We start from the raw sequence: 22709 nt of genomic DNA, 5'->3' as shown, positions 1-22709 counted from the left end.
TCACTGGTCCCCCTTCGCCGTTCGTGCGTCGATCCAGGTGCGGATCGCCGACACGGTTGTCTCCGCGTGTTCCTGCATCATCGTCAGGTGGTCGCCGGGGACCTCCACGACGTCGTGCGCCGTGGGCCAGGAGGTCCGCCAGTCCTCCGCGTCCGAGAAGGCCGCCATGGCGGGCGTGGGCCGCAGGGCGCGCACCAGGAGCGTGGGCGTGGCGACCGGCTCGGGATCCCAGCCGAGAAAGATCCGGTTGTAGGCCCCGATCGCGGCCAGGGCGCTGTCGTCGTCCCCGGTGAGGACGGGCTCTGCGGTGTCCTGCGGCGGCGGGGCGGCCAGGGACAGCAGCCAGTCCTTGCCGCTGTTGTCCGGCGTGATGTGGTAGGTGTCCAGCAGTATCAGGCCGGTCGGCGCCCGGCCCTTGTTTTCCAGCTCGTGAGCCACCAGTTGCGCCACGTTGCCGCCCGCCGACCGTCCTACGACCACGAAGGGTCCGTCCCCGACGTGCCGCAGCACGCTCTCGGCGTGCGTACGCGCCAGCGCGGCGCGGTCCTCGGGCACGGCGGCACCGGCGCCGACACCGGGGTGCGGGAACTCCAGGACGTCCAGGTCGTCCTGGAAAGCGCGGTGGAAGCGAGGGAAGTCTCCTCCGCCCGATACGAGCGAGGGATGGTAGGCCGGGAAGTAGACGACCGTCGGCCTTCCGGAGCCGGGGCGGCCGTGGGAGCGGCGGATCGGGGGCAGAGCGTGCTCACGGCCTCGGGCGGCCGTGAAGGTGGGCAGTGCCCAGGACGCGGTGACGAGCAGGTGCACCGCCGCCACCGGTTGTCCGCAGGCGCTGACCGTGCGGAACAGAGAGGACAGGGTGTAGGCGGGCCGCTCAGCCCCAGCGGCCTTGGGCGCCTCTGTGGCCTCGATGGCTGCTGCGGCCACCGGCTCGCCGTCCAGCAGGCCGAGCAGGTGGCGTGCCAGCTCCTCGGCCGTGCGGTGCTCGAACACCACGGCCGCCGACAGCCGGAGCCCCAGCGCCATGCTCAGCCGGTTGCGGATCTGCACGGCAGTGAGGGAGTCGAACCCCAGGTCGGCAAGGTTCTTGCCGACCGGTAGCGCGTCGGCGTTCGGGTATCCGAGCACCGCCGCCACGTCGGCCCGCAGCAGCTCCACGAGCGCCGCCTCCCGCTCGCCCGGGGACATGCGGGACAGCCGCTTCCGCCAGGCTCCCGGCTCCAGCATCTCCCCAGGAGAGCCGGCGGAGCCGGAAGCCGACGCCGCGGCGGTCGGCCGGTGCTGACGCACCAGTCCGCGCAACGGCTGTGGCACGTGTCCCGCGCCGGACCGCAGTGCCGCCCGGTCCAGCAGGATCGGCGCCAGGACCGGCTCCGTCGAGTGCAGCGCGGCGTCGAACAGGGCCAGGCCCTGCTGGGTTGACAGGGGCACGAGCACGTCGCGTGGATCCGGGCGCTGTGGGCGCTGTCGGGGCTGCTCCCCCGCCATACCGCCGGCGTGCTCCCACGGGCCCCACGCCAGCGAGAGCGTCGGCAGTCCTTCGGCGGCGCGGCGCTGGGCGAGGGCGTCGAGGAAGGAGTTCGCGGCCGCGTAGTTGCCCTGGCCGACCCGGCCCAGCAGACCGGAGACGGAGGAGAACACGACGAACGCCGAAAGACCCATGTCCCGGGTCAGTTCATGCAGATTCCAGGCCGCGTCGGCCTTCGGCCGCAGTACGGCCGCCATCCGCTCGGGGGTCAGGGAGTCCAGCACGCCGTCGTCGATGACCCCGGCGGCGTGCACCACGGCGGTCAGCGGCGGCTCGCAGTGCTTGATCACCTCGGCCAGCGCGGCACGGTCGGCCGCGTCACAGGCGACGATGCCGACCTGCTCCGCCCCCGACTTCGCCAGTTCACCGCGCAGTTCCTCGGCTCCGGGTGCCTGCGGCCCGCGGCGTCCGGTCAGCAGCAAATGCCGTACGCCGTGTCCGGCGACCAGGTGACGTGCCAGTTCCGCGCCCAGGGCACCGGTGCCTCCGGTGATGAGCACCGTGCCGTCCACTCCGAAGGCAGCCCCCGCGCCGGAAACGTCATCGACCGCCGCCAGCCGTGGAACGGTCACCTGCCCGTCCCGCACGCGGAGCTGGGACTCACCGGTGGCGACGGCCGGCGGCAGCATCCGCAGCGACTCGGGCCGTCCGTCCACATCCACCAGGACGACACGACCGGGCAGTTCCGACTGCGCCGTACGCACCAGTCCCCAGACCGCCGCACCCGCCAGGTCCGGCACCGGGCCGGTGGCGTCCCGTGTCACCACGACGAGCCGTGAGCCGGCCGCACCCGGATCGTCCTGCCAGTCCTGGAGCGCCCTGAGCACCCTGCCGGTCAACTCGTGCAGGGCGGGCAGCGGATCGGAACCGGACCCACCGGGAGCGACGGCCGTGACGGCGACGAACTCGGGGTTCACAGCGCCGGGCAGGAACTCGGCGAGGTTCAGCTCGTCCGGCCCGCGCACCGCCCAGCCGCGCGTATCGGCGTTGCCGGGGAGTTCGAGGCCGGCCCATTCAGGGCGCAGCAGGGACCTTCGTACGATGTCGTCCGCAATGTCGCCCGTCACGTCGGCCCGGTCGGCCGGGAGCTCCCGGGTGGCCAGCGAGTCCACGCGCGCCACGAGCCGGCCGGACGGGTCGGCCAGGGTCAGCGAGACCGTGTCCGGGCCTGTCGACGTCACCGTGACCCGCACCTGTGTGGCGCCCGAGGCGTGCAGGCTCACTCCGCTCCACGCGAACGGCACCCGCACCGTGCCCGCGTCGGCGGGCGCGGCCAGCAACGGCGCGTGCAACGCGGCGTCGAACAGCGCCGGGTGGATTCCGAAGCGACCCGCTTCCGAGATGTGTGACGCGGACAGCCGGACCTCCGCGAAGACGTCGTCGCCGCGCCGCCAGAGCGCGCCGACATTCTGGAAGGCGGGCCCGTAGGCGAGCCCGGCATCGGCGAGGGCGGCGTACGCGTCGGTGAGATCCACCACCTCGGCGCCTTGGGGCGGCCACGGGGTGGCCTCGCCCTCCGCCGCACGTCCGCGGCCCAGTTGACCGGAGACGTTCCGGGTCCATGGGGCGTCCTCGGCGGAATCCTCGGCCGAGTCCTCCGGCCGGGAGTAGATGTCGACCGGCCGCCGTCCCGAGTCGTCCTGCGCACCCACCACGACCTGCACGCGCACCCTCGCGGAACCGGGCAGAGCGAGCGGCGACAGCATCACGAGGTCGTCGACCGCACCGCAGCCCGTCTCGTCGCCCGCCCGCACGGCCATCTCCACGAACACCGTCGCCGGCACGATCACCCTCCCGGCGACGACATGGTCCGCGAGCCACGGGTGGGCCGCCAGGGACAACAGCCCGGTCAGCACGGTCCGCTCGGTGTCCGGCACCGGGAACGCCGGACTCAGCAGCGTCCCGGCCTCGTCCGCCCCCGGGCGCGGTGCGTCCAGCCAGTACCGCTGCCGCTGGAAGGCGTACGTCGGCAGATCCACGCGCCGCGCGCCGGAACCCGCGTACACCGCAGTCCAGTCGACAGCGGCCCCGGCAACATGCAGCCGGGCCACGGCCGACAGGAGCGTCTCCGGTTCATACGCCCCGCCTCGCGTGGCCACGACGAGAACGGCGCCGCTCGTGGACGCGTCGGTCAGACAGTCGGTGGCGGCCGCGGTGAGTGTGGGCCCGGGGCCGAGTTCCAGGTGGGCCGAGACTCCGTCGTCCGCGAGCCGGCGCACGGCGTCGGCGAAGCGCACGGACTGCCGGGCGTGCCGCGCCCAGTACTCGGGCGAGCACAGTTCCGCAGGCTCGGCGAGTCCGCCCGTCACGGTGGAGACGACCGCGATGTGCGGTGGCCGGAAAGTCAACTCCCGAGCGACGCCCAGGAATTCGTCGAGAATCGGCTCCACCAGGGGCGAGTGGAAGGCGTGACTCACCCTCAGCCGTACGGCCCTGCGCCCACGTGCCTCGAAACCGGCCGCAACCGCGAGCACGGCGTCCTCCATGCCCGAGATCACCACCGAACGGGGCCCGTTGACGGATGCGATCGCCACCCGAGCCCCCAACTCCGCGAGCGCTGGGAGTACTTCCTCCTCGGTCGCGTCCAGCGCCACCATCGCGCCCCCGTCGGGCAACGCCTGCATCAGCCGGCCGCGCGCGGCGACAAGCGTTGCCGCGTCGGGCAGATCGAGTACACCGGCGACATGCGCGGCCGCCAACTCGCCGACGGAGTGGCCCACAAGCCGGTCCGCTCGAACGCCCCAGGACTCCAGCAGCCGGAACAACGCCACCTCGAAGGCGAACAGTCCGGCCTGCGTGAAGTCCGTACGGTCCACCAGCGCGGCTTCCGGTGTGCCCGGCTCGGCGGACAGCACCTCGCTCAGTGGCTGTGGGAGACGGTCGTCCAGACACCGGCACACCTCGTCGAAGGCTTCGGCGAAGACGGGGAAGGCGGCGCGCAGTTCGGCGCCCATCCGAGGCCGCTGGGCACCTTGTCCGGTGAACAGGAAGGCCGTACGGATCTCCGGGTCCGCCAGTCCTCGTACGACTCCGGTTGCGTCCCGGCCCTGCGCGAACGCGTTCAGCGCGTCCAGCATCCGGGTCCGGTCACCGGCCGGCACGAGGGCACGGTGGGTGAGGGCGGAGCGCGACACCGCGAGCGAGTGGGCGATGTCGGCGGGCGACAGGCTCGGCCGGTTCGCCGCTTCGGCCGCGAGCCGTCGGGCCTCGGCGCGCAAGGCTGTTTCGTCGGCGGCGGAGAGCAGCCACGGAACGGGCGGCGGCGCGGCCGCGTTCTCGGAGACCGCCGAAAGCCCGGCCCGGGGCCCTGACGCTGCCCGCGGTGCCTCTGCCTCCGGCGCCTCTTGCAGAATCACATGCGCGTTGGTCCCGCCGATCCCGAAGGCCGAGACCCCCGCACGCCGCGGGCGGTCCGAGGCCGGCCAGGGCCGGGACTCGGTCAGCAGTTCCACCTGGCCCGAGGACCAGTCGACGTGCGGTGTGGGCGAGTCGGCGTACAGGCTCCGGGGCAGTTCACCGTGCCGCATGGCCTGCACCATCTTGATGACTCCGGCGACTCCGGCCGCCGCCTGCGTGTGCCCCAGGTTGGACTTGACCGACCCGAGCCACAGCGGCTGCTCGCGCCCCTGTCCGTACGTGGCCAGGAGGGCCTGCGCCTCGATGGGGTCGCCCAGCCGGGTGCCCGTACCGTGGGCTTCCACCACGTCCACGTCACCGCCGCGCAGCCCCGCGTCCGCCAACGCCTGCCTGATCAGCTGCTGCTGAGCGGGCCCGTGGGGCGCGGTGAGTCCGTTGGACGCACCGTCGGAGTTGACGGCGGAGCCGCGGAGCACGGCCAGGACCGGATGGCCGGCTCGCCGCGCGTCGGACAGCCGCTCCAGCAGGACGAGTCCCACGCCCTCGCCCCAGGCCGTACCGTCGGCCGCCGCCGAGAACGACTTGCAGCGCCCGTCCGGCGACAGCCCGCGCTGCCGGCTGAAGGCGAGGAACGGTTTGGGCGTCGCCATCACCGTGACCCCGCCGGCCAGCGCCAGCGAGCACTCGCCCGAGCGCAGCGCCCGAGCGGCCCAGTGCAGCGCCACGAGCGAGGACGAGCACGCGGTGTCGATCGTGATCGCGGGACCGCGCAGCCCGTACGTATAGGAGATCCGCCCGGAAGCCACGCTGCCCGCCGAGCCCAGGCCCACGTGCGCCTCCAACTCGTGGGACCGGGTGAGGCGGGTGGAGTAGTCGCCGTACATCACGCCGACGAACACCCCGGTGTCGCTCTCGCGCAGCGACGCAGGGTCGATCCCGGCTCGCTCCCACACCTCCCAGGACGTCTCCAGGAGCAGCCGCTGCTGCGGATCCATCGCGAGAGCCTCGCGCGGCGAGATCCCGAACAGCCCGGCGTCGAACTCCGCGGCCCGGTGCAGGAATCCGCCGTGTCGCGTGTACGACGTGCCGATCCGGTCGGGGTCGGGGTCGTACAGGGCGTCCAGGTCCCAGCCGCGGTCGGTCGGGAACTCCGAGATGGCGTCCCGGCCCTGCGACACCAGCTCCCAGAGATCCTCCGGGGAGTTGACGTCACCGGGATACCGGCAGCCCATGGCGACGATCGCGATGGGGTCGTCCTGAAGGGACCGGTCCTGTCCGCCGTACGACTGCGGGTGCCGCGCGGGCTCGGCCTCGAAGAGCGCGGCGCGCAGGTACCGGGCCACCTCGGCCGGTGTCGGACGGTCGAAGACCAGCGTCGTCGGCAGGCTCAGGCCGCTCAGGGCGCCGAGCCGGTCCACCAGCTCGACCGCGCCGACGGACGTCATGCCGAGGTCGGCGAACGGACTGTCCGCGTCGGGCAGATCGCCCGGCGCACGCCGGCAGACCTCGGCCGTCTCGATGAGGACCGTCTCGCGCAGCGCGCGTTCCCGCTCGTCGAGCGAGAGCGCGTGCAGCCGTTCGCCCAGGGTGGCTTCGACCGAGACAGGGGCGGCCGGAGGGGGGACGACCAGCTGGTGCCGGGCGATCTTGCCGGACGCGGTACGGGGGACGGCGGCGATCTCGCGGATCTCGGCCGGCACCTTGTAGTCGGCCAGTCGGGCCCGGCACTCGGCGAGCACCCGCCGCGTGTCCATCCCGTCCGGACCCGGTACGACGAAGCCGACCGGCACCTCGCCCAGCACGTCGTGCGGCACACCCACGACCACGGCGTCGGACACGCCGGGACACTGCGACAGGACCTGTTCGATCTCCGTCGGGTGGATGTTCTCGCCGCCGCGGATGATCAGCTCGCTGACCCGGCCGGTGAGCCTGAGATGGCCGTGCTCGACACGGCGGCCCAGGTCGCCGGTGCGGTACCAGCCGTCCCGCAGCGCGGCGGCCGTCGCCTCGGGCTGCTCGTGATAGCCGCTCATCAGACCCGGCCCACGCACCCAGACCTCGCCCTCGGCCCCGTCCCGGACGTCCTCGCCGCTGCCCGGGTCGACGACACGTACCTCGACGCCCGGCACGGGAGGCCCGCAGGAACCGTCGACCCGGGGCCCTTCAGGACGGTTCACCGCGATCATGCCGCAGGTCTCGGTGCTGCCGTACGCGTCGAGCAGGGGCGCCCCGAGGGTGTCCTCGACGGCCGCGCGCAGAGCGGGACCACTCGGCGCACCGGCGATGACGCACATCCGCAGCGCCCGCGGGGGGTCGCCGGCCGAGTCGACCAGCCGGTGATACGTCGCGGGCACGCCGGCCAGCATGGTGAAGGGGCCGCCGAACCCCTCGTGGGCGGTGAGCAGTTCTTGCCGCAGACCGCCCGGCGGCAGCAGCTCACCGGCGATCCGGGCGCTGGCGCCCACGGCCGTCACGCCCAGGATCGCCAGCGAGTGGCTGAAGCTGTGGAACAGCGGAAGCGGCCAGAGCAGGCGGTCGTCGGGCGAGAGGCCGAAGATCGGGGCGTAGCAGGCGGCCACGGACCACAGCGCGGCCCGCTGCGTGGACAGCACTCCTTTGGGCCGGTGGGTGGTGCCGGAGGTGTACAGCATCCAGGCCGGATCGTCGAGCCCGAGCCCGTCGATCTCCGCGGACCCGTCGCTCTCAGCCGCGCTCTGGAACGACTGGGCCCCCTCCGGTATCGGACCGGTGCCGGTGACCAAAACATTCAAACCGTCGTACGGCTGTCCCAGGCGCCGCAGTTGTGCGAAGTGCGCGGCGTCGGTGATGACGAAGCCGGCGCCACTGTCCTGGAGGAAATGGGCCAGCTCCGCATCGGAGGACCGCGGATTGAGCGGGACGCCGATCATCCCGGCCCGCAGGACGGCGAGGCAACTCTCCACCATCTCCACGCAGTTGCCGAGGCAGATCGCAATGCGGTCCCCGCGACGCAGTCCCGTCCGGGTGAGATACGCCCCCAGCGCTCGGGTGCGACGCTCCAGCTCGGCGTAGGTGACGCTGCGCGAGGAGTCGGCGTAGGCGACCCGCTGCGCCGCCAGCTCGGCGTGCTCCTTCAACAGCTCCGGCAGCGGCCGGATCAGCTCCTCACGCCACATGGTCCCGCCTTCCAAGTCCCTCGCGGTTCAACGATGTTGAGCCTACGTGGACTGGCAGCCGCGACGCTCCGGACGACGTCGTCAACGTGGTGACACGACGCGGCCCGGCGATGCCGCTGCGCACGCGCAGGCGGCACCGCCGGGCCCGGTGTCCTGTGTAGATCTACTGTGGATCTACTCGGTCACCTTCAGCAGCTTGTTGGGCGTTCCGCTGCTCGGGTTGGTGATCTTGTCGCCGGTCGCCCCGCCGGTGAGCGCGGTGGCGACCTCGGCGGGAGCGGCGTCCGGGTGACCGGCCAGGTAGACGGCGGCGGCTCCCGTGACGTGGGGGGCGGCCATGGAGGTGCCGGAGATCGTCTTGGTCCCCTGGTCGCTGTCGTTCCAGTCGGAGGTGATGTCCGAGCCCGGCGCGTACAGGTCCACGATCGAGCCGAAGTTGGAGAAGTCCGACTGGGCGTCGTCCTTGGTGCTGGACGCGACCGTGATGGCCTCGGGGACCCGGGCCGGTGAATTCTGCCCCGCGTCCGCCGACTCGTTGCCGGCGGCGACCGCGAAGGTGACGCCGGAGGCGATGGCCTTCTTGACCGCCTCGTCGAGAGCGGGGTCCGCGCCGCCGCCGAGGCTCATGTTCGCCACCGAGGGGCCCTGGTGGTTCTGGGTCACCCAGTCGATGCCGGCGACGACCTGCTCGGTGGTGCCCGAGCCGTTGTCGTCGAGGACGCGAACCGCGACGATCTTGGCCTTCTTGGCCACACCATGGGCGGCGCCGGCGATGGTTCCCGCCACATGGGTGCCGTGGCCGTTGCCGTCGTCGGCCGTGTCGTCGTTGTCGACGGCGTCGAACCCGGAGGCGGCACGGCCCTCGAAGTCCTTGTGGCTGATCCGTACGCCGGTGTCGATGACGTACGCGGTCACTCCCTCCCCGGCCTTGTCCGGGTAGGTGTACTTACCATCGGCGGCCGTGTCCTTCTGGTCTATGCGGTCCAGGCCCCAGGACGGTGGGTTGTCCTGGGTGGCATTGATGTGGAACTTCTTGTTCTGGACCACCTTGGACACCGCGGGGTCGGCCGCGAGGCGCTTGGCCTCCGTCTCGGTCAGACTGCCGGCGGAGAAGCCGTTGACCGCCGAGCGGTAGGTCCGGCTGATCTTGCCACCGTACTCGGCGGCCAGATCCCGCTTCTCGGCCGTGGACGCCTTCTGGTCCAGAAGGACGATGTAGCTGCCGGCCACGGCTCCTTCGGCATTCAGGCCGTAGACCGTGCCCTCGGCGGGCTGGCCCGCCTGAGCAATGGGGGACACGTAAAGGCCGGTGCCGACGACGGTTGCGACGGCCGCGATCGCGGTGACGATCTTGGCCTTGCCTGAGCGTTTGTGATGCGCCGTCAAGAGGGGTCTCCTCATGAAGTGGGGGGATTTGCGTTCGAACGGCAGCGCTGCGCGTGCTCAGGAGAGTGCCGACTTGTCACGAGCAGATCAATCTCTTGATGCGACCCCGACGTCCGGCGGATGGTCGACCTCCACGGGATTCACGCACATTCGAAGCAACCCGAGCGCAAATGTGCAGCGCTGAACGCTGGTTGAATCACCAAGGAACGATCCAGGATTATCTGTGCCGATTTCTTCACCGTCTGCTCACGTTCAGTGGGGGTTGAGCGTCACCTTGCACAGCGCGGGCAGTGTCGCGGGTAAGAGCAGAGGCGGCATGGTTGTCGCGCGCACAGACGATCGCCGGACTATGTGACCCCCCAACACGTGCGCCTGACCTGCGGGCATTCACCCGTGGACGCGGAGCCACGACAGCACGCCCTACAGCTGCGGAAGCACCTCACCGGCGATGAGTTCCAGGTGGTCGAGGTCATGAAAGTCGATCAGTCGCAGATGGATGCGGCTCGCGCCGATCGCGGAGAACTCGCCGAGGCGCTCCACGAGTTGGGCCGGCGATCCGACCACCGGATCCTCCGGCGGCAGGGCGCTCTTGACATGCAGCGGGGCCGCCCGCCGTTGCGCCTCCGCGTCGGTACGACCGATGGCGACCACGACCCCGGCCGAGAGCAGCAGCGGTGGCTGACCCGCGCCGGACCGTCCGGTCCGGTCGCACGCCTCTGTCACCCGCTGGTACGCCCGGGCAGTCTCCGCCACCGACTTGAAGGGCATGTTGAATTCGTCCGCGTACCGAGCGGCCAGCTCCGGGGTGCGCCTGAGGCCGCGGCCCCCGACGATGATCGGCGGCGCCGGCACCTGCACCGGCTTCGGCAGGGCAGGCGCGTCGACCAGCTGGTAGTGGTCGCCGCGATAGCTGAAACTCTCGCCGACCGGTGTCCGCCACAGGCCGGTGATCACCGCCAACTGCTCCTCCAGCCGATCGAACCGCTCCGGGGCGGGCGGGAACGGGATGCCGTACGAGGTGTGTTCCCGTTCGTACCAGCCCGCGCCGAGGCCCAGCTCGATGCGCCCCCCGCTCATCCGGTCGACCTGCGCCACCATCACGGCAAGCGGGCCAGGCAGCCTGAAGGTGGCCGAGGTGACCAGGGTGCCCAGCCGGATGCGGGAGGTTTCGCGGGCGAGCGCGCCCAGCGTGAGCCACGCGTCGGTAGGGCCTGGCAGTCCCGGATCGGCGCCCATCGCCTGATAGTGATCGGCCCGGAAGAAGCCCTCGAACCCGCCGGCTTCGACAGCTCGCGCGAATCGCAGCTGATCCTCGTAGTCGGCGCCGCGGTGCGGCTCGGTGAAGACGCAGATCCGCAGGCTCATCGCCCCTCCGTTTCGGCCGACGTGGATGTGTCCCGTTCCATCAGCAGCTCGTGCAGATCGGCGCTGCACCGGGCGACTTCGCCCAGGTACGCGGTTCGGCCCAGCGTCCTCGGCCGGGGAACGGCGACGTCGACGATCTTGCGGATCCGGCCCGGACGCGGGCTGAGCACCACCACCCGGTCGGCGAGCAACACGGCCTCGTCTATCGAGTGGGTGACGAAGACGACTGTTGACGAGTTTTCGATGTGGATGCGCTGCAGCTCCACCGCGAGGTCCGCGCGGGTCAGCGCGTCGAGCGCGGAGAACGGTTCGTCCATGAGCAGTACCCGGGGCTCGCCCATCAGCGACCGGCACAGTGCGACGCGTTGCTGCATACCGCCGGAGAGCTCGTGCGGCCGGTGCTTCTCGAAGCCGCCCAGGCCGGCTGTCTCCAGCAACCGCTTCGCCCGGTCGCGGTACTCGGCCTTGTTCCAGCCGAAGATCTCCACGGGCAGCAGGACGTTGTCGAGGACGGACCGCCAGGGCAGCAGCGCCGGCCGCTGGAACAGCATGGCGACATCCCGCCGGGCTCCGGTCACTCGCTCGCCGCCGATGGCGATCTCGCCCTCGGTGACCGGCAGTAGCCCGGCGATCAGCCGGAGCAGCGTGGACTTGCCGCAACCGGACCGGCCCAGCACCGCCACGAACTCGCCCTCGGCGATGTGAAGGCCGATGTCCTGGAGCGCCACCGTGGAACCGGACCGGCTGGTGAAGCTCCGGGACACGCCGGTGAGTCTGATCATCCGGCGGTCTCCCCATCCACTGGCGATCACCATGTCGGCCGGTTCGTAACGCCCAGTCAGGCTACCCGCAGCAGGCCGCTCGACGGTACCTGTCGTCCTCCTCGGCGCATGCCCCAATGCCCAACATCCGCCCCACGCCTGGCCCACAACTACCTTGCCCTCGTACGCTGTTGCCCCGCACCAAGTGTCATGCTCGCGACGGTTCCGTTCACTCCGTTCGGTCTCGTCTGACTCGTCTGACTCGTCCGTCTCGACGCCCCTCTGCCGGCGCAGTCGGCGGTCGGAAAGGACAACACTGTGCGCATGATCAGGTTCGCCCGTACGGTCACCGCGGTAGCCCTGACCACAGCGCTGGCGCTGGTGGCGGGATGTGGCGGCTCGGATTCCGACGCAGGTACCGGTGAGGACGGCAAGGCACTGAAGAAGGTGACCTACCTGACCTCGTTCGGCAACTTCGGCCGGGACGCGTACGCCTGGGTCGCGAAGGACAAGGGGTTCTTCGAAGAGGCCGGCTTCGATGTGGAGATCAAGCCGGGCCAGGGCACCGGCGGCGTGATTCCGGCCGTCGTCAGTGGCCAGGCGCAGTTCGGGCCGATCGACCTGACGGGAGGTCTGCTGCACCTGGGCAGTGGTCAGGCGAAGGACTTCGTCGCGGTGGCCGCCATCCAGCAGCGCACCATGGCCGCGATCGCCACCACCGAGGGCAACGGCATCGCCACTCCGAAGGACCTCGAGGGCAAACGGCTCGCCGACACGCCCGGCTCGGTCGTACGCAACCTCTTCCCGACGTACGCCCGACTGGCTGGCGTGGACGCCGACAAGGTGACCTGGGTCAACGGCGAGGCACAGACCCTGATGGGCACGCTCGCCGGCGGCTCGGTGGACGGCATCGGCCAGTTCGTGGTGGGTAAGCCGACCATCGAGGCGGTCACCAAGAAGAAGGCCGTCCTGCTGCCGTACAGCGACGTGATACCCGACCTCTACGGCAACGTGCTGATCACGTCGAAGAAGATCGCCGAGCGGGATCCGGAGATGGTGAAGCGGTTCACCCGCGCGCTGCTCAAGGGCTTGGAGTACAGCCTCGCCAACTCGAAGGAGGCCGCCGAGATCCTTGAGCGGAACGTGGACGCCACGAACCCGGCCGCCGCGGCCGCCGAGTTGGAGTTGATGGCCGAGTACGTCACGCCGGGCGGTTCCGGCACGGCGATCGGGACGCTGGACTCCGCACGTGTCGCGAGGAGCATCGCGATCCTGGAGCGAGCGGGCGCGCTGCGGCAGGGAATGACTCCTGAGCAGATCATCGACTTCGACCTGGTGCCGAAGGCCTGATCGCGCCGCGCTGGAGAAGGACCGCGCTGGGAGAAGGACGGGATGACCGAACTGTCGAAGCCGCAGCAGGGCTCGGCGGCGGGCCCGGAGCCGGTGCCCGGGCCGCGAGTCGGTCCACGGCGCAGGACGGGCCTCGGTGTGGTGCTGCTGCCCTTGGCCGGGCTGCTGATCGCGCTCGGCGTGTGGTGGCTTCTCACCTCCGCGCTGGAGGTGATCCACCCGGCCGTGCTGCCGCCGCCAGGTGCCGTGCTCTCGGCGTTCGCCGCAGCCCCGGTCCGGTTCCTGGAACATGCCGGCGACACCACGCTGGAGACGGTTGTCGGGTTCGCCCTCTCCAGCGCCTGCGGTGTTCTGATCGGACTGTCACTGGCGGGCTCGCGGGTACTGGAGCGAATGTTCACGCCGCTGCTGGTCGCCGTCAACGCGGTTCCGAAGATCGCGCTCGGGCCGCTGTTGGTGGGAGCGCTCGGCTGGGGCCCGAAGCCGGTCCTGACCATGGTCTTCCTGCTCTGCTTCTTCCCCATCGTGCTGTCCACCGCGACCGGCCTCACGTCGACCCCGGCCGACCTGGCGGAGTTGGCGCGCTCGCTGGACGCCTCGCGCTGGCAGGCGTTCCGGAAGGTACGGTTGCCCGCCGCACTGCCGCAGATCTTCGTCGGTCTGAAGGTGGCCATGCCTCTCGCTGCGATCGGCGCTGTCATCGGCGAGTTCCAGGCCGGTGAGTCCGGGCTGGGCTATCTGATCGTGCAGGCGGGTGGGGTCGGCGACACCGCCACCGCCTGGGCCGCGATCATCCTGATCGGATTGATGAGCATCCTGCTCTACTTCGCTTTGGTGTTGTTGGAACGGTTCGCGCTGCCCTGGGTCAGGGACACCACCTCGCGCGGCTGAACCGGCTGGGCTTTCGTGCCCCCCAGGGGGCGAACCTCTGTTGCTCACGGCGGGTTCCACCAACGGGAGGCACGGACAACGGCCTTTGACGCTCCATCACCCGCCTGCATCCGGCGCCGTGTCCGGCACCCAGGAGAGTGTGTGACACCGGATGCGCGCACGCGGCCTCAGGGCGGTGGCCGGCGCGCAGACACGGTGACCCGTGAGGGTCTGGCTGCGATCGTGTTCGTTGCGACGTCCGGCCGTACCTGCGGCAGCTGCCCGCTGCATCGCTCCGTCCGTCCGACGCGTCGGCTCACCACCGCTTCACGGAGTCGACGAACGCCGGGGTGGGGGCGAAGCTCCACCGCCTGGTCCTCGACGAACTGGGCTGCCGCGGCGAGTGGACTGGCCTCGTCGCGCGATCGACTCGTTGTCCCCGGCCATGCGGTTCAGGCCGTCAGCGACGCGGAAGGGGAAGGTCCCGTAAGCCGACCCGAATGCCCCCGCCGGCCGAGCGTGGGCAGCGCAAGTCGAAGGGCCGGGCACCACCCCCGAAGAGGCGGTACCCGGCCCTGATGGCCGTCAAGGGACAGCGGCGGAAGCTGAGGGGGCAGCGGAATCAGGAACTCGCCGTCCCGAACCTCTCATGCGAACCGCCGATGGGCAGCCCCGCCAGCAGCGCACGTCGGCTGGCCCTGACGTGCTCACGCATCACGTGCTCGGCGCTGTCGCCGTCCTTCTCCAGGATCAGCTCCAGGACGAGGTGGTGCTCACGGTCCGACTGCAGCGCGCGGCCCGGCTGGCTCAGCGACGTGTTCACCAGCCGGGAGTAGGCCAGCTGATTCATCAGCATCCGGTAGTGGGCCTCCAGCTTGCTGTTGTCGGCACCCGAGATGAGCAGGTCGTGGAACTCCTGGACCAACTCCGCGTACCGCTCCCGGTCGTCCCGCGCCACCGCTTCATCGGCCTCGCGCAGGTTCCGCTCGAGCAGGTCGATCTCCGCGACACGGCCACGCCGGGCGAGGAGGCGGGCCGCCGCGCCCTCGAGGAGTTCCTTCATCTCGAAGAGTTCCGTGATCTCGCGGCGGGAGGGTGTGGTGACGAACGTCCCGACCCGGGGTCGGATCTCGACCAGCCCTTCGGTCTGGAGCTGCTTGAGGGCTTCGCGCACCGGTGTACGACTGACGCCGAATTCCTCCGCGAGGGCGAGCTCCGAGAGCGGAGCCCCGGGCTCGATGTCGCCCTTGATGATCCGCCGGCGCATTTCGGCGATCACCCTGGCCTGCATCGACCCTCCCCCAGCCGCCGGCCGGGGGGACCCCCACTTCGGTTCGCTCTTCGCGCCACTCACAGAACTCTCCTCCGTCTCCCTGGCCGCCCGCCGGTCATCCCAGCGGCGCCAGCGCGCCGCCGTCGAAGAACTTACCCGCGCTGTAGACCATCGGACGACGCTCGGAGACGACGGCGTGCACCACCCGGCAGATGAACACAGTGTGCGTGCTGGCCTGCAGCCGCTCGCGGATCTCGACCTCCATCTGCGCACTGCTCCGGGCGATCAGCGGGCTGCCGAACGGGCCGCTCTCCCACGCCACTTTCTCGAACTTGTCCGTGGCCTTGCTCGCGAACGTACCGACGACGTCCAGCTGGTCCGTGGAGAGGATGTTGATCGCGAGGTGGCTCGCGCTGAACAGGCAGTCGTGGGTGGACGAGGTGCGCTGGACGCACACCATCACGGTGGGGGGATCGAGCGAGATGCTCGAGAACGCGTTGACGGCCAGCCCCCTGGGCGTCTCCCCGTCCATCGCGGTCACGACCGTGACGCCGGTGACGAACTGCCGGTTGACCTGCTTCATCACGTCGAGGTCGGGCTTCGAGGCGAGCGGGGTCATGGAGGTGCTCCTTGTCATCTTGATCGTCAGTCCTGTCCCACCCGGATGACGCCCAGCGCCGAGAGCAGCGCCCTGGGATCCCACGTCACGTGCTCCTCGACGATCCTGTCGCCGTCGAAGCGGGCGAAGGTGGCGCCGCTGACCTTGACCCGGCGTTTGGTGGCGGGGACGCCGAGGAGCGAGTTCTGGTGGGTTCCGGTGCTGTGCCAGCGGATCGCGGCCCGGTCTCCCTCGATCACGATGTCGTCGATGGTCGTCACCAGGTCGGGGAAGGCGGACCGGGTCGAGACGACGGAGGCCTTGAAGGCCGCCAGGTTCTGCGGGTGCGGGTCCTGGCTGTGTCGGAGGTAGGCCGGGCTCAGCAGCGCGTCGAGGGCATCGACGTCTCCCTCGCCCCAGGCCGCGGCCCATGCCTTCTCGATGAGTCCACGACGGGCGTCAGAGTTCGACACCGGTCTTCTCCTTTCTGTCTGCGCACAGCTCCTTCCAGAAGGACACCGCCAGACCGGCGATGATCACGAGGAAGGGCAACGACGTCACGATGACGGTGTTCTGAAGGGCGTTCAATCCGCCGGCGAGCATGAGGACGACGGCGGTGACACCGGTGAGGACGCCCCAGAGGATGAGCACCGAACGGCGGGGGGTGAGCGATCCGTCCGAGGTCATCATGGACAGCACATAGGTGTTGGCGTCCGCGCCGGAGACGAAGAACATCACGACCAGGATGATCGCGATCACCGAGGTGACCCCGGCGAGCGGGAAGTGGTCGAGGGTCGCGAAGAACGCGCTGTTGATGTCGGTGGCGGTCTGCTTGGCGATGTCGCCGCCCTCGTACATGTCGATGTGGATCGCGGTGCCGCCGAAGACCGTGAACCAGGTGAAGAACACCACGCTGGGGACGACCAGGACGCCCATGATGAAGCCGCGGATGGTGCGGCCGCGCGAGATACGGGCCAGGAAGACGCCGACGAAAGCGCCCCAGGAGACCCACCAGGCCATCATGAAGTAGGTCCACCACTGCATCCACTCGAGCCCGCCGAACGCGGTGCCCTGCAGGCTCATCCGGAAGAAGTCGGTGGCCCACTGGCCCACGGCCTCGATGTACAGGTTCGCGATGAAGACGGCCGGGCCGACGATCAGCATGAAGACGAAGAGCGCGATGGCCAGCACCGTGCTGCCCTGGCTCAGGAACTTGATGCCCTTGCTGACACCGGTCACCGCCGAGAGCGTGAAGATCGAGGTGACGGCGGCGATGATGAGCACCTGGCTCACGTTGTTGACCGGCATCCCCCACAGCCTGCCGAGCCCGTTGTTGACCTGGAGGGCCCCCAGGCCCAGGGAGGTCGTGGTGCCGAAGAGCGTCGCGAAGACGGCGAGCACGTCGATCGCCTTGCCGATCGGGCCGTCCACGCGGTCACCGAGCAGCGGCCGGAACATCTGGCTCACCAGGGTGCGCCGGCCCTTGCGGTGGGTCGAGTACGCGATCGCCAGACCGAAGACGGCGAAGATCGCCCAGGCCTGCAGGCCCCAGTCGAAGTAGGAGTACTGCAGGGCGCGCACCGCTGCCGCCGGCGTGTTCGGCTCGGCGAGGCCGTGCGGCGGCGTCGCCAGGTGGGAGATCGGCTCCGCGACGCCGTAGGAGACCAGTCCGATACCCATCACCGCGCTGAGGATCATGGCGAACCAGGTGAGGGTCGAGAACTCCGGGCGGTCCGAGTCCTTGCCCAGCCGGATGTCTCCGGCGGGGCTGAAGGCCAGGAACACAAGGAAGATCAGGATGGCGAGCGTGACCACGAGGTAGGACCAACCGAACGTGGCCGTCACCCAGTTCAGCGACTTGTTGGTGACCTTGTTCAGGTTGTCCGTGAAGAGCACCGCCCACGCTACGAAGACGGTGGAGATACCGAGCGAGGTCCAGAAAACGGAACCGAGTCGCCCGCCGCTGTCACGGTCGGCGTCGGTGCCGTCCGTGGTGCTTTCCCCACCGCTCCCCGACGACGTCGCGGGCGTCGTTCCCTCGCCCGTTCCAAGGTGACTGGACATGTAACTCCTTGGGTCCGGGGCCCGATGGCCATCCGGTCTGGCATACAAGCAGCAGTAAGGCACGTCACAGATGGAGCGTCAAGGGTTTGGTCGAGCGGAATCGCAACACAACCTTGCGCGCCACTCATAAGCCCAGGTCATTGATCCAATATTGATCTCGACAGGAGGACTTAAGGATGGTTGGGCACCCTTCCGGTTCCCCCCTTGACCGACGCAGGAGATGACACCTATCGTCCTGTGGCATGCAAGAGCGTATGGATCACCTCGACGAGAGCATCGGTCTCCGCAAGCTGGTGCTCTACCGCGACGTCGTCCTGACCGAGGCGGGCGCGGCACCAGCACAGCCCGCGCGGCAAGCCAGCATCGCCGCGGTCATACGGAACCCGTGGGCAGGCACCGGGCCGACGGCTGATCTGTCCCGGGAGCAGGAGCGCATCGCCCCCGTCCTCGCCACGTTGCTGACCGGCCGGCTCATCACCGCACTGGGGGGCGTGGACGAGATCGAATCGTTCGGCAAGGCCGCCATCGTCGGCACCGCGGGCGAGATCGAGCACGCCGGTGCCCTCATCCACACCCCGTACTTCGGCAACCTTGTGAGGGAGTACCTCCAGGGCGAGTCGATCATCTGCTTCGCCGACACCCGTGCCGAAGCGGGTGAGACGCTGGTCGTGCCGCTCTGGCACAAGACACACGCCGCTACGCGCAGCCACTACCAGACCATCAGCGCCCGCGTCTCCGACGCCCCGCGCGCGGACGAGATCGTCGTCGTCGCGGCCGCGTCCACGGGGCCGCGCCCGCACCCCCGTATCGGGGACCGCATGACCGACCCCGTCGTCACCACCGAAACCCTGGAGGTTGTCGCCTCATGAGCGTCCGCAAGATCGTGACCGTCGTCGAGGAGATCCGCGCCGAAGGCGGCCGCGCGCTCGACCACCCGGCCCGGATCGCCGTCGTCGCAGCGGTGATCGAGAACCCCTGGGCCGGTCAGGGCTTCGTCGAGGACCTCACTCCCGGCATCGACGCCCACGCCTCCGGCCTCGGCGCGCTACTGGCCCCGGCCGTGCTCGACGCACTCGAAGCGCCCGCCGAGGCCTACGGCAAGGCGGCCATCGTGGGCCTGGACGGCGAGATCGAGCACGGCTCGGGGCTGATCCACACGCTCAAGTTCGGTGACCACTTCCGTAAGGCGGCGAACGCCACCACCCTGCTGCCCGCGGTCGAGAAGCGCGGGCCCGCCGGCGTCGTCTTCGACATCCCGCTGAAGCACATCACCGACGCCACGATCCGCTCGCACCACCAGAGCTTCGAGGTCCGGATCAGCGACGCCCCCCACCCGAACGAGATCGTCATCGCGCTCGCTGCGGCCGCCCAGGGGCGCCCCCAGCAGCGCCTGGCACCGCTCTCGACCGAGCAGTAGGCAAGGCCTTCATGAGCAAGCCCACCGTGGTGCTGCTGCACGGAGTCGGGCTCGACCACACCATGTGGGAGCCCACCGCCGAGCTCCTGGCCGACCGCTTCACCGTGATCGCCCCCGACCTGCCCGGTCACGGCACCCGCCGGCCGGTGGACGAGGGAGTCATCCTCGCAGACCTGGCCGACGGGGTGGCCGGTGAGATCCCGGCCGGCTCGCACCTGGTCGGATTCTCGCTGGGCGCGCTCGTCGCACAGCACCTGGCGCTGCACCGCCCCCGGCTGGTGGCGACCCTGACCTCGGTCAGCTCGGTGTGCCTGCGTACGGCCGAGGAGCGGACCTCGGTCCTCGCCCGGCTGCGCACCGCGGAAGCCGACTTCACAGCCAGCGCGACCGCGTCCCTGAAGCGGTGGTACGACGGCACGGACGTCGACGCCGACTGGGTGGCCCGCACCGAGGCCACGCTGCTCGCCAACCACGTCGACTCCTTCCTCGGCTGCTATCGCGTGTTCGCCTCGGCGGACGCGGAACTCGGGCCGTACCTGGGCAGCATCGCCGTACCCGCACTGGCTGTGACGGGTGCGAACGATCCGGGCTCAACCCCCGAGATGACCCGTCGGCTCGCCGCGGCGCTGCCCGACTGCCGTGCGGTGGTCGTCCCCGAGGCGCGTCACATGCTGCCCGTCGAGCGTCCCCAGGCACTGGTCGACTCCCTCACGACGTTCCTCGGAGAGTGTTCACATGTCTGACCTCACCACGTTGCAGCACTTCATCGGCGGGGCGCGGGTGGAGCCCGCGTCGGGCGAGTACTTCGAGAGCACCAACCCGGCCACCCGCGAGGTTCTCTACCGGGCGGCACGCGGGAACGCCACCGACATCGAGCGAGCCGTGGCAGCCGCGCGGAAGGCGTTCGAGGACCCGCGCTGGCGCGACCTGAGCCAGACACGGCGCGGCCATCTGCTGCGGCGCCTGGGCGATCTGATCGCCGAGAACGCCGAAGAACTGGCCCGTATGGAAACGCAGGACAACGGCAAGCTGCTGCGCGAGATGCGTGGCCAGCTGGCCACGCTGCCGGAGTATTACCACTACTACGCCGGACTGGCCGACAAGATCCACGGCGACTTCATCCCCACCTCCGACCGGCAGGTGCTCAACTACACAGCCCGGGAACCCCTCGGTGTGGTCGGAGCGATCACACCCTGGAACTCTCCGCTGACGTTGACCAGCAGCAAACTGGCGCCCGCGCTCTGCGCCGGCAACACCGTCGTGATCAAGCCCTCGGAGTACACCTCGGCGACCGTGCTCAGGCTCGCCGAGCTGGCAGTCGAGGCGGGGTTCCCGCCGGGTGCGGTGAACGTCGTCACCGGTTTCGGCGCCGAGGCCGGGCAGGCCCTGGTCGACCACCGCGACCTCGCGAAGATCTCCTTCACCGGCAGCACCGCCACCGGGGCGCGTATCGCCGCCGCGACGGCGAGCCGTTTCATCGGCTCCACGCTCGAACTCGGCGGCAAGTCGCCCAACATCGTGTTCGAGGACGCGAACATCGCGAACGCGGCGATGGGCGTCGTCGCCGGCATCTTCGCCGCCGCCGGACAGACCTGCATCGCCGGCAGCCGCGTGTTCGCACACCGGTCCGTCTACGACGAGCTGCTGGAGCGGGTCACCGAACGCGCCCGGACCATCGTCATCGGCGACCCCCTGGACGAGAAGACGGAGCTCGGCCCGCTGGCCTTCGAGGACCAGCGCGACAAGGTCGCCGGATACGTCGACCTCGGACGCGACGAGGGCGCCCGGGTCCTGACCGGCGGCCGGGCCACCGACGGCGGCCTCGGCGGGTACTTCTACGAGCCGACCGTCCTCGTGGACGTCGACAACAGCATGCGCGTCGTACGTGAGGAGATCTTCGGTCCCGTGCTGGCCGTGATGCCGTTCGACACCGAGGAGGAAGTCGTACGGCTGGCGAACGACACCGACTACGGGCTCGCGGCCGGAGTCTGGACGACGAACCTCGCCCGGGCCCACCGGATGGCGGCGCGCCTGGATGCCGGGACCGTGTGGGTCAACACCTACCGGGCCATGTCCCCGATGTCACCGCGCCAGGGCTTCAAGACCAGCGGTGTGGGCGTCGAGCACGGCACCGAGACGATCAAGGAGTACACGCGGCTGAAGAGCGTCTGGATCAACACGAGCGAGGAGCCCGTGGCCGACCCGTTCACCATGCGGAGCTGATCGGAGCCGACATGCCACAGGTCGCCATCACCCTCGCCGAGGGCCGCACCCCGGCACAGATCCGGGAGTTGATCCACGAGGTGCACGCCGCAGTCCTGCGCACCGTGAACACCCGGCCCGAGTACATCCGCGTCGTCGTCCACGAAGTCCCCAGGACGCACTGGGCCACCGGTGACGTCACCCTCACCGAGATGGACGCCGGTAGCCCGATCATCGCAGCAGCCAAGGAGCAGTCATGAGGTTTTCGTTGTTCGTGCACATGGAGCGCTGGGACGAGGAGGTCACCCACCGGCAGCTCTTCGAGAACCTCTCCGAACTCGCCCTGATGGCCGAGGCGGGCGGGTTCGGCACCGTGTGGATCGGCGAGCACCACGCCATGGAGTACACGATCTCCCCCAGCCCGATGCCGTTGCTCGCCCACCTCGCCGCGAAGACTTCGACCATCCGCCTGGGCGCGGGGACCATCATCGCCCCGTTCTGGAACCCGCTCAGGGTCGCCGGCGAATGCGCACTGCTCGACGTCATCAGCAACGGCCGGATGGAGGTCGGACTCGCCCGCGGCGCCTACCAGTTCGAGTTCGACCGCCTGGCGGGCGGACTGGCGGCAGCAGACGGAGGCAAGCACCTGCGCGAACTCGTGCCAGCCGTCCGGGCACTCTGGCAGGGCGACTACGCCCACGACGGCGAGATCTGGCAGTTCCCGACTTCGACCAGCGTGCCCAAGCCGGTACAGCAGCCCACCCCGCCCATGTGGATCGCCGCACGCGACCCCGCCTCCCACGACTTCGCCGTGGCCCAGGGCTGCAACGTCATGGTCACCCCGCTGATGAAGGGCGACGAGGAAGTCGCCGACCTCAAGCGGAAGTTCGACACCGCCGTGGCGAATCACCCGGAGGTAGCGCGTCCCGACCTGATGGTGCTCCGGCACACGCACATCCACTCCCCCGACGACCCCGACGGCTGGCGCCCGGCCGCCGAGGCGATCAACCGCTTCTACCGCACCTTCGACGCCTGGTTCGGCAACAAGACCACCCCGACGAACGGCTTCCTGGAGCCCAGCCCGGAGTCGAAATTCGATGGCCGACCGGAGTTCCAGCCTGAGTCGCTGCACAAGACCGCGATGATCGGGACTCCCGCTGAGGTCATCGAGCGGCTGCGCGCCTATGAGGAACTCGGCGTCGACGAGTACAGCTTCTGGATCGACAACAGCCTGCCCCACGAGGAGAAGCGCAAGTCCCTGGAGCTGTTCATCAAGGAGGTCGTGCCCGCGTTCCAGTAAGGCGAGGACGTCAAGCCGAGCCGGTGCGAGGATGGTCCCCGCCCGGCAGGTCCACTCCTGCCACAGACCACCTGCTCCCCGCG

General features: G+C 70.0%; 16 protein-coding genes and 1 pseudogene. 9 read left to right on the top strand and 8 right to left on the bottom strand.

Features of this window, described 5'->3' with window-relative positions; translation table 11 throughout:
- The 4 genes from ACIREI_RS02105 to ACIREI_RS02090 all read right to left on the bottom strand — a co-directional run bounded on the left by ACIREI_RS02105 (position 1) and on the right by ACIREI_RS02090 (position 11573).
- Positions 1-8040 carry an SDR family NAD(P)-dependent oxidoreductase gene (locus ACIREI_RS02105; protein ID WP_403326321.1) on the bottom strand — a complete coding sequence of 2680 codons (8040 nt, stop codon included), beginning with the start codon at positions 8038-8040 and terminating at the stop codon, positions 1-3.
- A 174-nt stretch (positions 8041-8214) separates the two neighbouring features.
- Positions 8215-9441 carry a S8 family peptidase gene (locus ACIREI_RS02100; RefSeq protein WP_403326317.1) on the bottom strand — a complete coding sequence of 409 codons (1227 nt, stop codon included), beginning with the start codon at positions 9439-9441 and terminating at the stop codon, positions 8215-8217.
- A 405-nt stretch (positions 9442-9846) separates the two neighbouring features.
- Positions 9847-10791 carry an LLM class F420-dependent oxidoreductase gene (locus ACIREI_RS02095; RefSeq protein ID WP_403326314.1) on the bottom strand — a complete coding sequence of 315 codons (945 nt, stop codon included), beginning with the start codon at positions 10789-10791 and terminating at the stop codon, positions 9847-9849.
- Positions 10788-11573 carry an ABC transporter ATP-binding protein gene (locus ACIREI_RS02090; protein ID WP_403326311.1) on the bottom strand — a complete coding sequence of 262 codons (786 nt, stop codon included), beginning with the start codon at positions 11571-11573 and terminating at the stop codon, positions 10788-10790. Before ACIREI_RS02090 ends, ACIREI_RS02095 begins: the two co-directional genes overlap by 4 nt.
- Positions 11574-11876: 303 nt before the next feature.
- Here ACIREI_RS02090 and ACIREI_RS02085 point away from each other — a divergent pair, with 303 nt between their 5' ends.
- From ACIREI_RS02085 to ACIREI_RS02075, 3 genes and pseudogenes are all read left to right on the top strand, one after another.
- A complete protein-coding gene (locus ACIREI_RS02085; RefSeq protein WP_403326308.1) occupies positions 11877-12902 on the top strand; it encodes an ABC transporter substrate-binding protein in 1026 nt (341 codons plus the stop codon).
- 42 nt (positions 12903-12944) lie between these two features.
- The gene (locus tag ACIREI_RS02080) at positions 12945-13793 is read left to right on the top strand and encodes an ABC transporter permease (RefSeq protein WP_403326305.1); all 849 of its coding nucleotides are present in this window, start codon (positions 12945-12947) and stop codon (positions 13791-13793) included.
- Between the two features lie 108 nt (positions 13794-13901).
- A pseudogene (locus ACIREI_RS02075) lies at positions 13902-14253 on the top strand (hypothetical protein); the annotation flags it as partial.
- Between the two features lie 141 nt (positions 14254-14394).
- On the opposite strand, the gene ACIREI_RS02070 reads toward ACIREI_RS02075, so the two are convergent.
- The 4 genes from ACIREI_RS02070 to ACIREI_RS02055 form a co-directional block, all read right to left on the bottom strand.
- Positions 14395-15063 (bottom strand): GntR family transcriptional regulator, encoded by a 669-nt coding sequence (locus tag ACIREI_RS02070; protein ID WP_403326302.1) that lies wholly within the window; start codon positions 15061-15063, stop codon positions 14395-14397.
- 97 nt (positions 15064-15160) lie between these two features.
- The gene (locus ACIREI_RS02065) at positions 15161-15664 is read right to left on the bottom strand and encodes a flavin reductase family protein (protein ID WP_403326299.1); all 504 of its coding nucleotides are present in this window, start codon (positions 15662-15664) and stop codon (positions 15161-15163) included.
- 26 nt (positions 15665-15690) lie between these two features.
- Complete coding sequence (locus ACIREI_RS02060; RefSeq protein WP_403326297.1) at positions 15691-16116, bottom strand: ester cyclase; 426 nt, start codon at positions 16114-16116, stop codon at positions 15691-15693.
- Positions 16103-17707 (bottom strand): BCCT family transporter, encoded by a 1605-nt coding sequence (locus tag ACIREI_RS02055; RefSeq protein WP_403326294.1) that lies wholly within the window; start codon positions 17705-17707, stop codon positions 16103-16105. Before ACIREI_RS02055 ends, ACIREI_RS02060 begins: the two co-directional genes overlap by 14 nt.
- Before the next feature lie 242 nt (positions 17708-17949).
- Between ACIREI_RS02055 and ACIREI_RS02050 the strand changes: the two genes are divergently transcribed.
- From ACIREI_RS02050 to ACIREI_RS02025, 6 genes are read left to right on the top strand one after another with little or no spacing between them, the layout of a single operon-like run.
- Positions 17950-18576 carry an amino acid synthesis family protein gene (locus ACIREI_RS02050; protein WP_403326291.1) on the top strand — a complete coding sequence of 209 codons (627 nt, stop codon included), beginning with the start codon at positions 17950-17952 and terminating at the stop codon, positions 18574-18576.
- Positions 18573-19124 (top strand): amino acid synthesis family protein, encoded by a 552-nt coding sequence (locus ACIREI_RS02045; RefSeq protein ID WP_403326288.1) that lies wholly within the window; start codon positions 18573-18575, stop codon positions 19122-19124. The genes ACIREI_RS02050 and ACIREI_RS02045 overlap by 4 nt, the downstream gene beginning before the upstream one ends.
- Before the next feature lie 11 nt (positions 19125-19135).
- Positions 19136-19867, top strand: a complete 732-nt coding sequence (locus ACIREI_RS02040; protein ID WP_403326286.1) for an alpha/beta fold hydrolase — start codon at positions 19136-19138, stop codon at positions 19865-19867.
- Entirely contained in the window at positions 19860-21347 is a 1488-nt protein-coding gene (locus ACIREI_RS02035; RefSeq protein ID WP_403326283.1) for an aldehyde dehydrogenase, read from the top strand. Before ACIREI_RS02040 ends, ACIREI_RS02035 begins: the two co-directional genes overlap by 8 nt.
- Positions 21348-21358: 11 nt before the next feature.
- Positions 21359-21586 (top strand): 4-oxalocrotonate tautomerase family protein, encoded by a 228-nt coding sequence (locus ACIREI_RS02030; protein ID WP_403326280.1) that lies wholly within the window; start codon positions 21359-21361, stop codon positions 21584-21586.
- The gene (locus ACIREI_RS02025; protein WP_403326277.1) at positions 21583-22626 is read left to right on the top strand and encodes an LLM class flavin-dependent oxidoreductase; all 1044 of its coding nucleotides are present in this window, start codon (positions 21583-21585) and stop codon (positions 22624-22626) included. Before ACIREI_RS02030 ends, ACIREI_RS02025 begins: the two co-directional genes overlap by 4 nt.
- The last annotated feature ends 83 nt before the right edge of the window (positions 22627-22709 follow it).

It is taken from the genome of Streptomyces sp. NPDC093591 (genome assembly GCF_044764885.1).
Taxonomy (GTDB): domain Bacteria; phylum Actinomycetota; class Actinomycetes; order Streptomycetales; family Streptomycetaceae; genus Streptomyces.
The sequence above is the reverse complement of the archived record's forward strand: the minus strand, read 5'-3'. Positions and strand labels throughout refer to the sequence as shown.

Excerpts from the sequence above, each read along its gene's own strand:
- ACIREI_RS02105 (WP_403326321.1), bottom strand. The coding sequence starts at position 8,040 with ATGTGGCGTGAGGAGCTGATCCGGCCGCTGCCGGAGCTGTTGAAGGAG.
- ACIREI_RS02065 (WP_403326299.1), bottom strand. The coding sequence starts at position 15,664 with ATGACCCCGCTCGCCTCGAAGCCCGACCTCGACGTGATGAAGCAGGTC.
- ACIREI_RS02040 (WP_403326286.1), top strand. The coding sequence starts at position 19,136 with ATGAGCAAGCCCACCGTGGTGCTGCTGCACGGAGTCGGGCTCGACCAC.
- ACIREI_RS02025 (WP_403326277.1), top strand. The coding sequence starts at position 21,583 with ATGAGGTTTTCGTTGTTCGTGCACATGGAGCGCTGGGACGAGGAGGTC.
- ACIREI_RS02095 (WP_403326314.1), bottom strand. The coding sequence starts at position 10,791 with ATGAGCCTGCGGATCTGCGTCTTCACCGAGCCGCACCGCGGCGCCGAC.
- ACIREI_RS02080 (WP_403326305.1), top strand. The coding sequence starts at position 12,945 with ATGACCGAACTGTCGAAGCCGCAGCAGGGCTCGGCGGCGGGCCCGGAG.
- ACIREI_RS02030 (WP_403326280.1), top strand. The coding sequence starts at position 21,359 with ATGCCACAGGTCGCCATCACCCTCGCCGAGGGCCGCACCCCGGCACAG.
- ACIREI_RS02070 (WP_403326302.1), bottom strand. The coding sequence starts at position 15,063 with ATGCAGGCCAGGGTGATCGCCGAAATGCGCCGGCGGATCATCAAGGGC.
- ACIREI_RS02100 (WP_403326317.1), bottom strand. The coding sequence starts at position 9,441 with ATGAGGAGACCCCTCTTGACGGCGCATCACAAACGCTCAGGCAAGGCC.
- ACIREI_RS02050 (WP_403326291.1), top strand. The coding sequence starts at position 17,950 with ATGCAAGAGCGTATGGATCACCTCGACGAGAGCATCGGTCTCCGCAAG.
- ACIREI_RS02055 (WP_403326294.1), bottom strand. The coding sequence starts at position 17,707 with ATGTCCAGTCACCTTGGAACGGGCGAGGGAACGACGCCCGCGACGTCG.
- ACIREI_RS02085 (WP_403326308.1), top strand. The coding sequence starts at position 11,877 with ATGATCAGGTTCGCCCGTACGGTCACCGCGGTAGCCCTGACCACAGCG.
- ACIREI_RS02090 (WP_403326311.1), bottom strand. The coding sequence starts at position 11,573 with ATGATCAGACTCACCGGCGTGTCCCGGAGCTTCACCAGCCGGTCCGGT.
- ACIREI_RS02035 (WP_403326283.1), top strand. The coding sequence starts at position 19,860 with ATGTCTGACCTCACCACGTTGCAGCACTTCATCGGCGGGGCGCGGGTG.
- ACIREI_RS02045 (WP_403326288.1), top strand. The coding sequence starts at position 18,573 with ATGAGCGTCCGCAAGATCGTGACCGTCGTCGAGGAGATCCGCGCCGAA.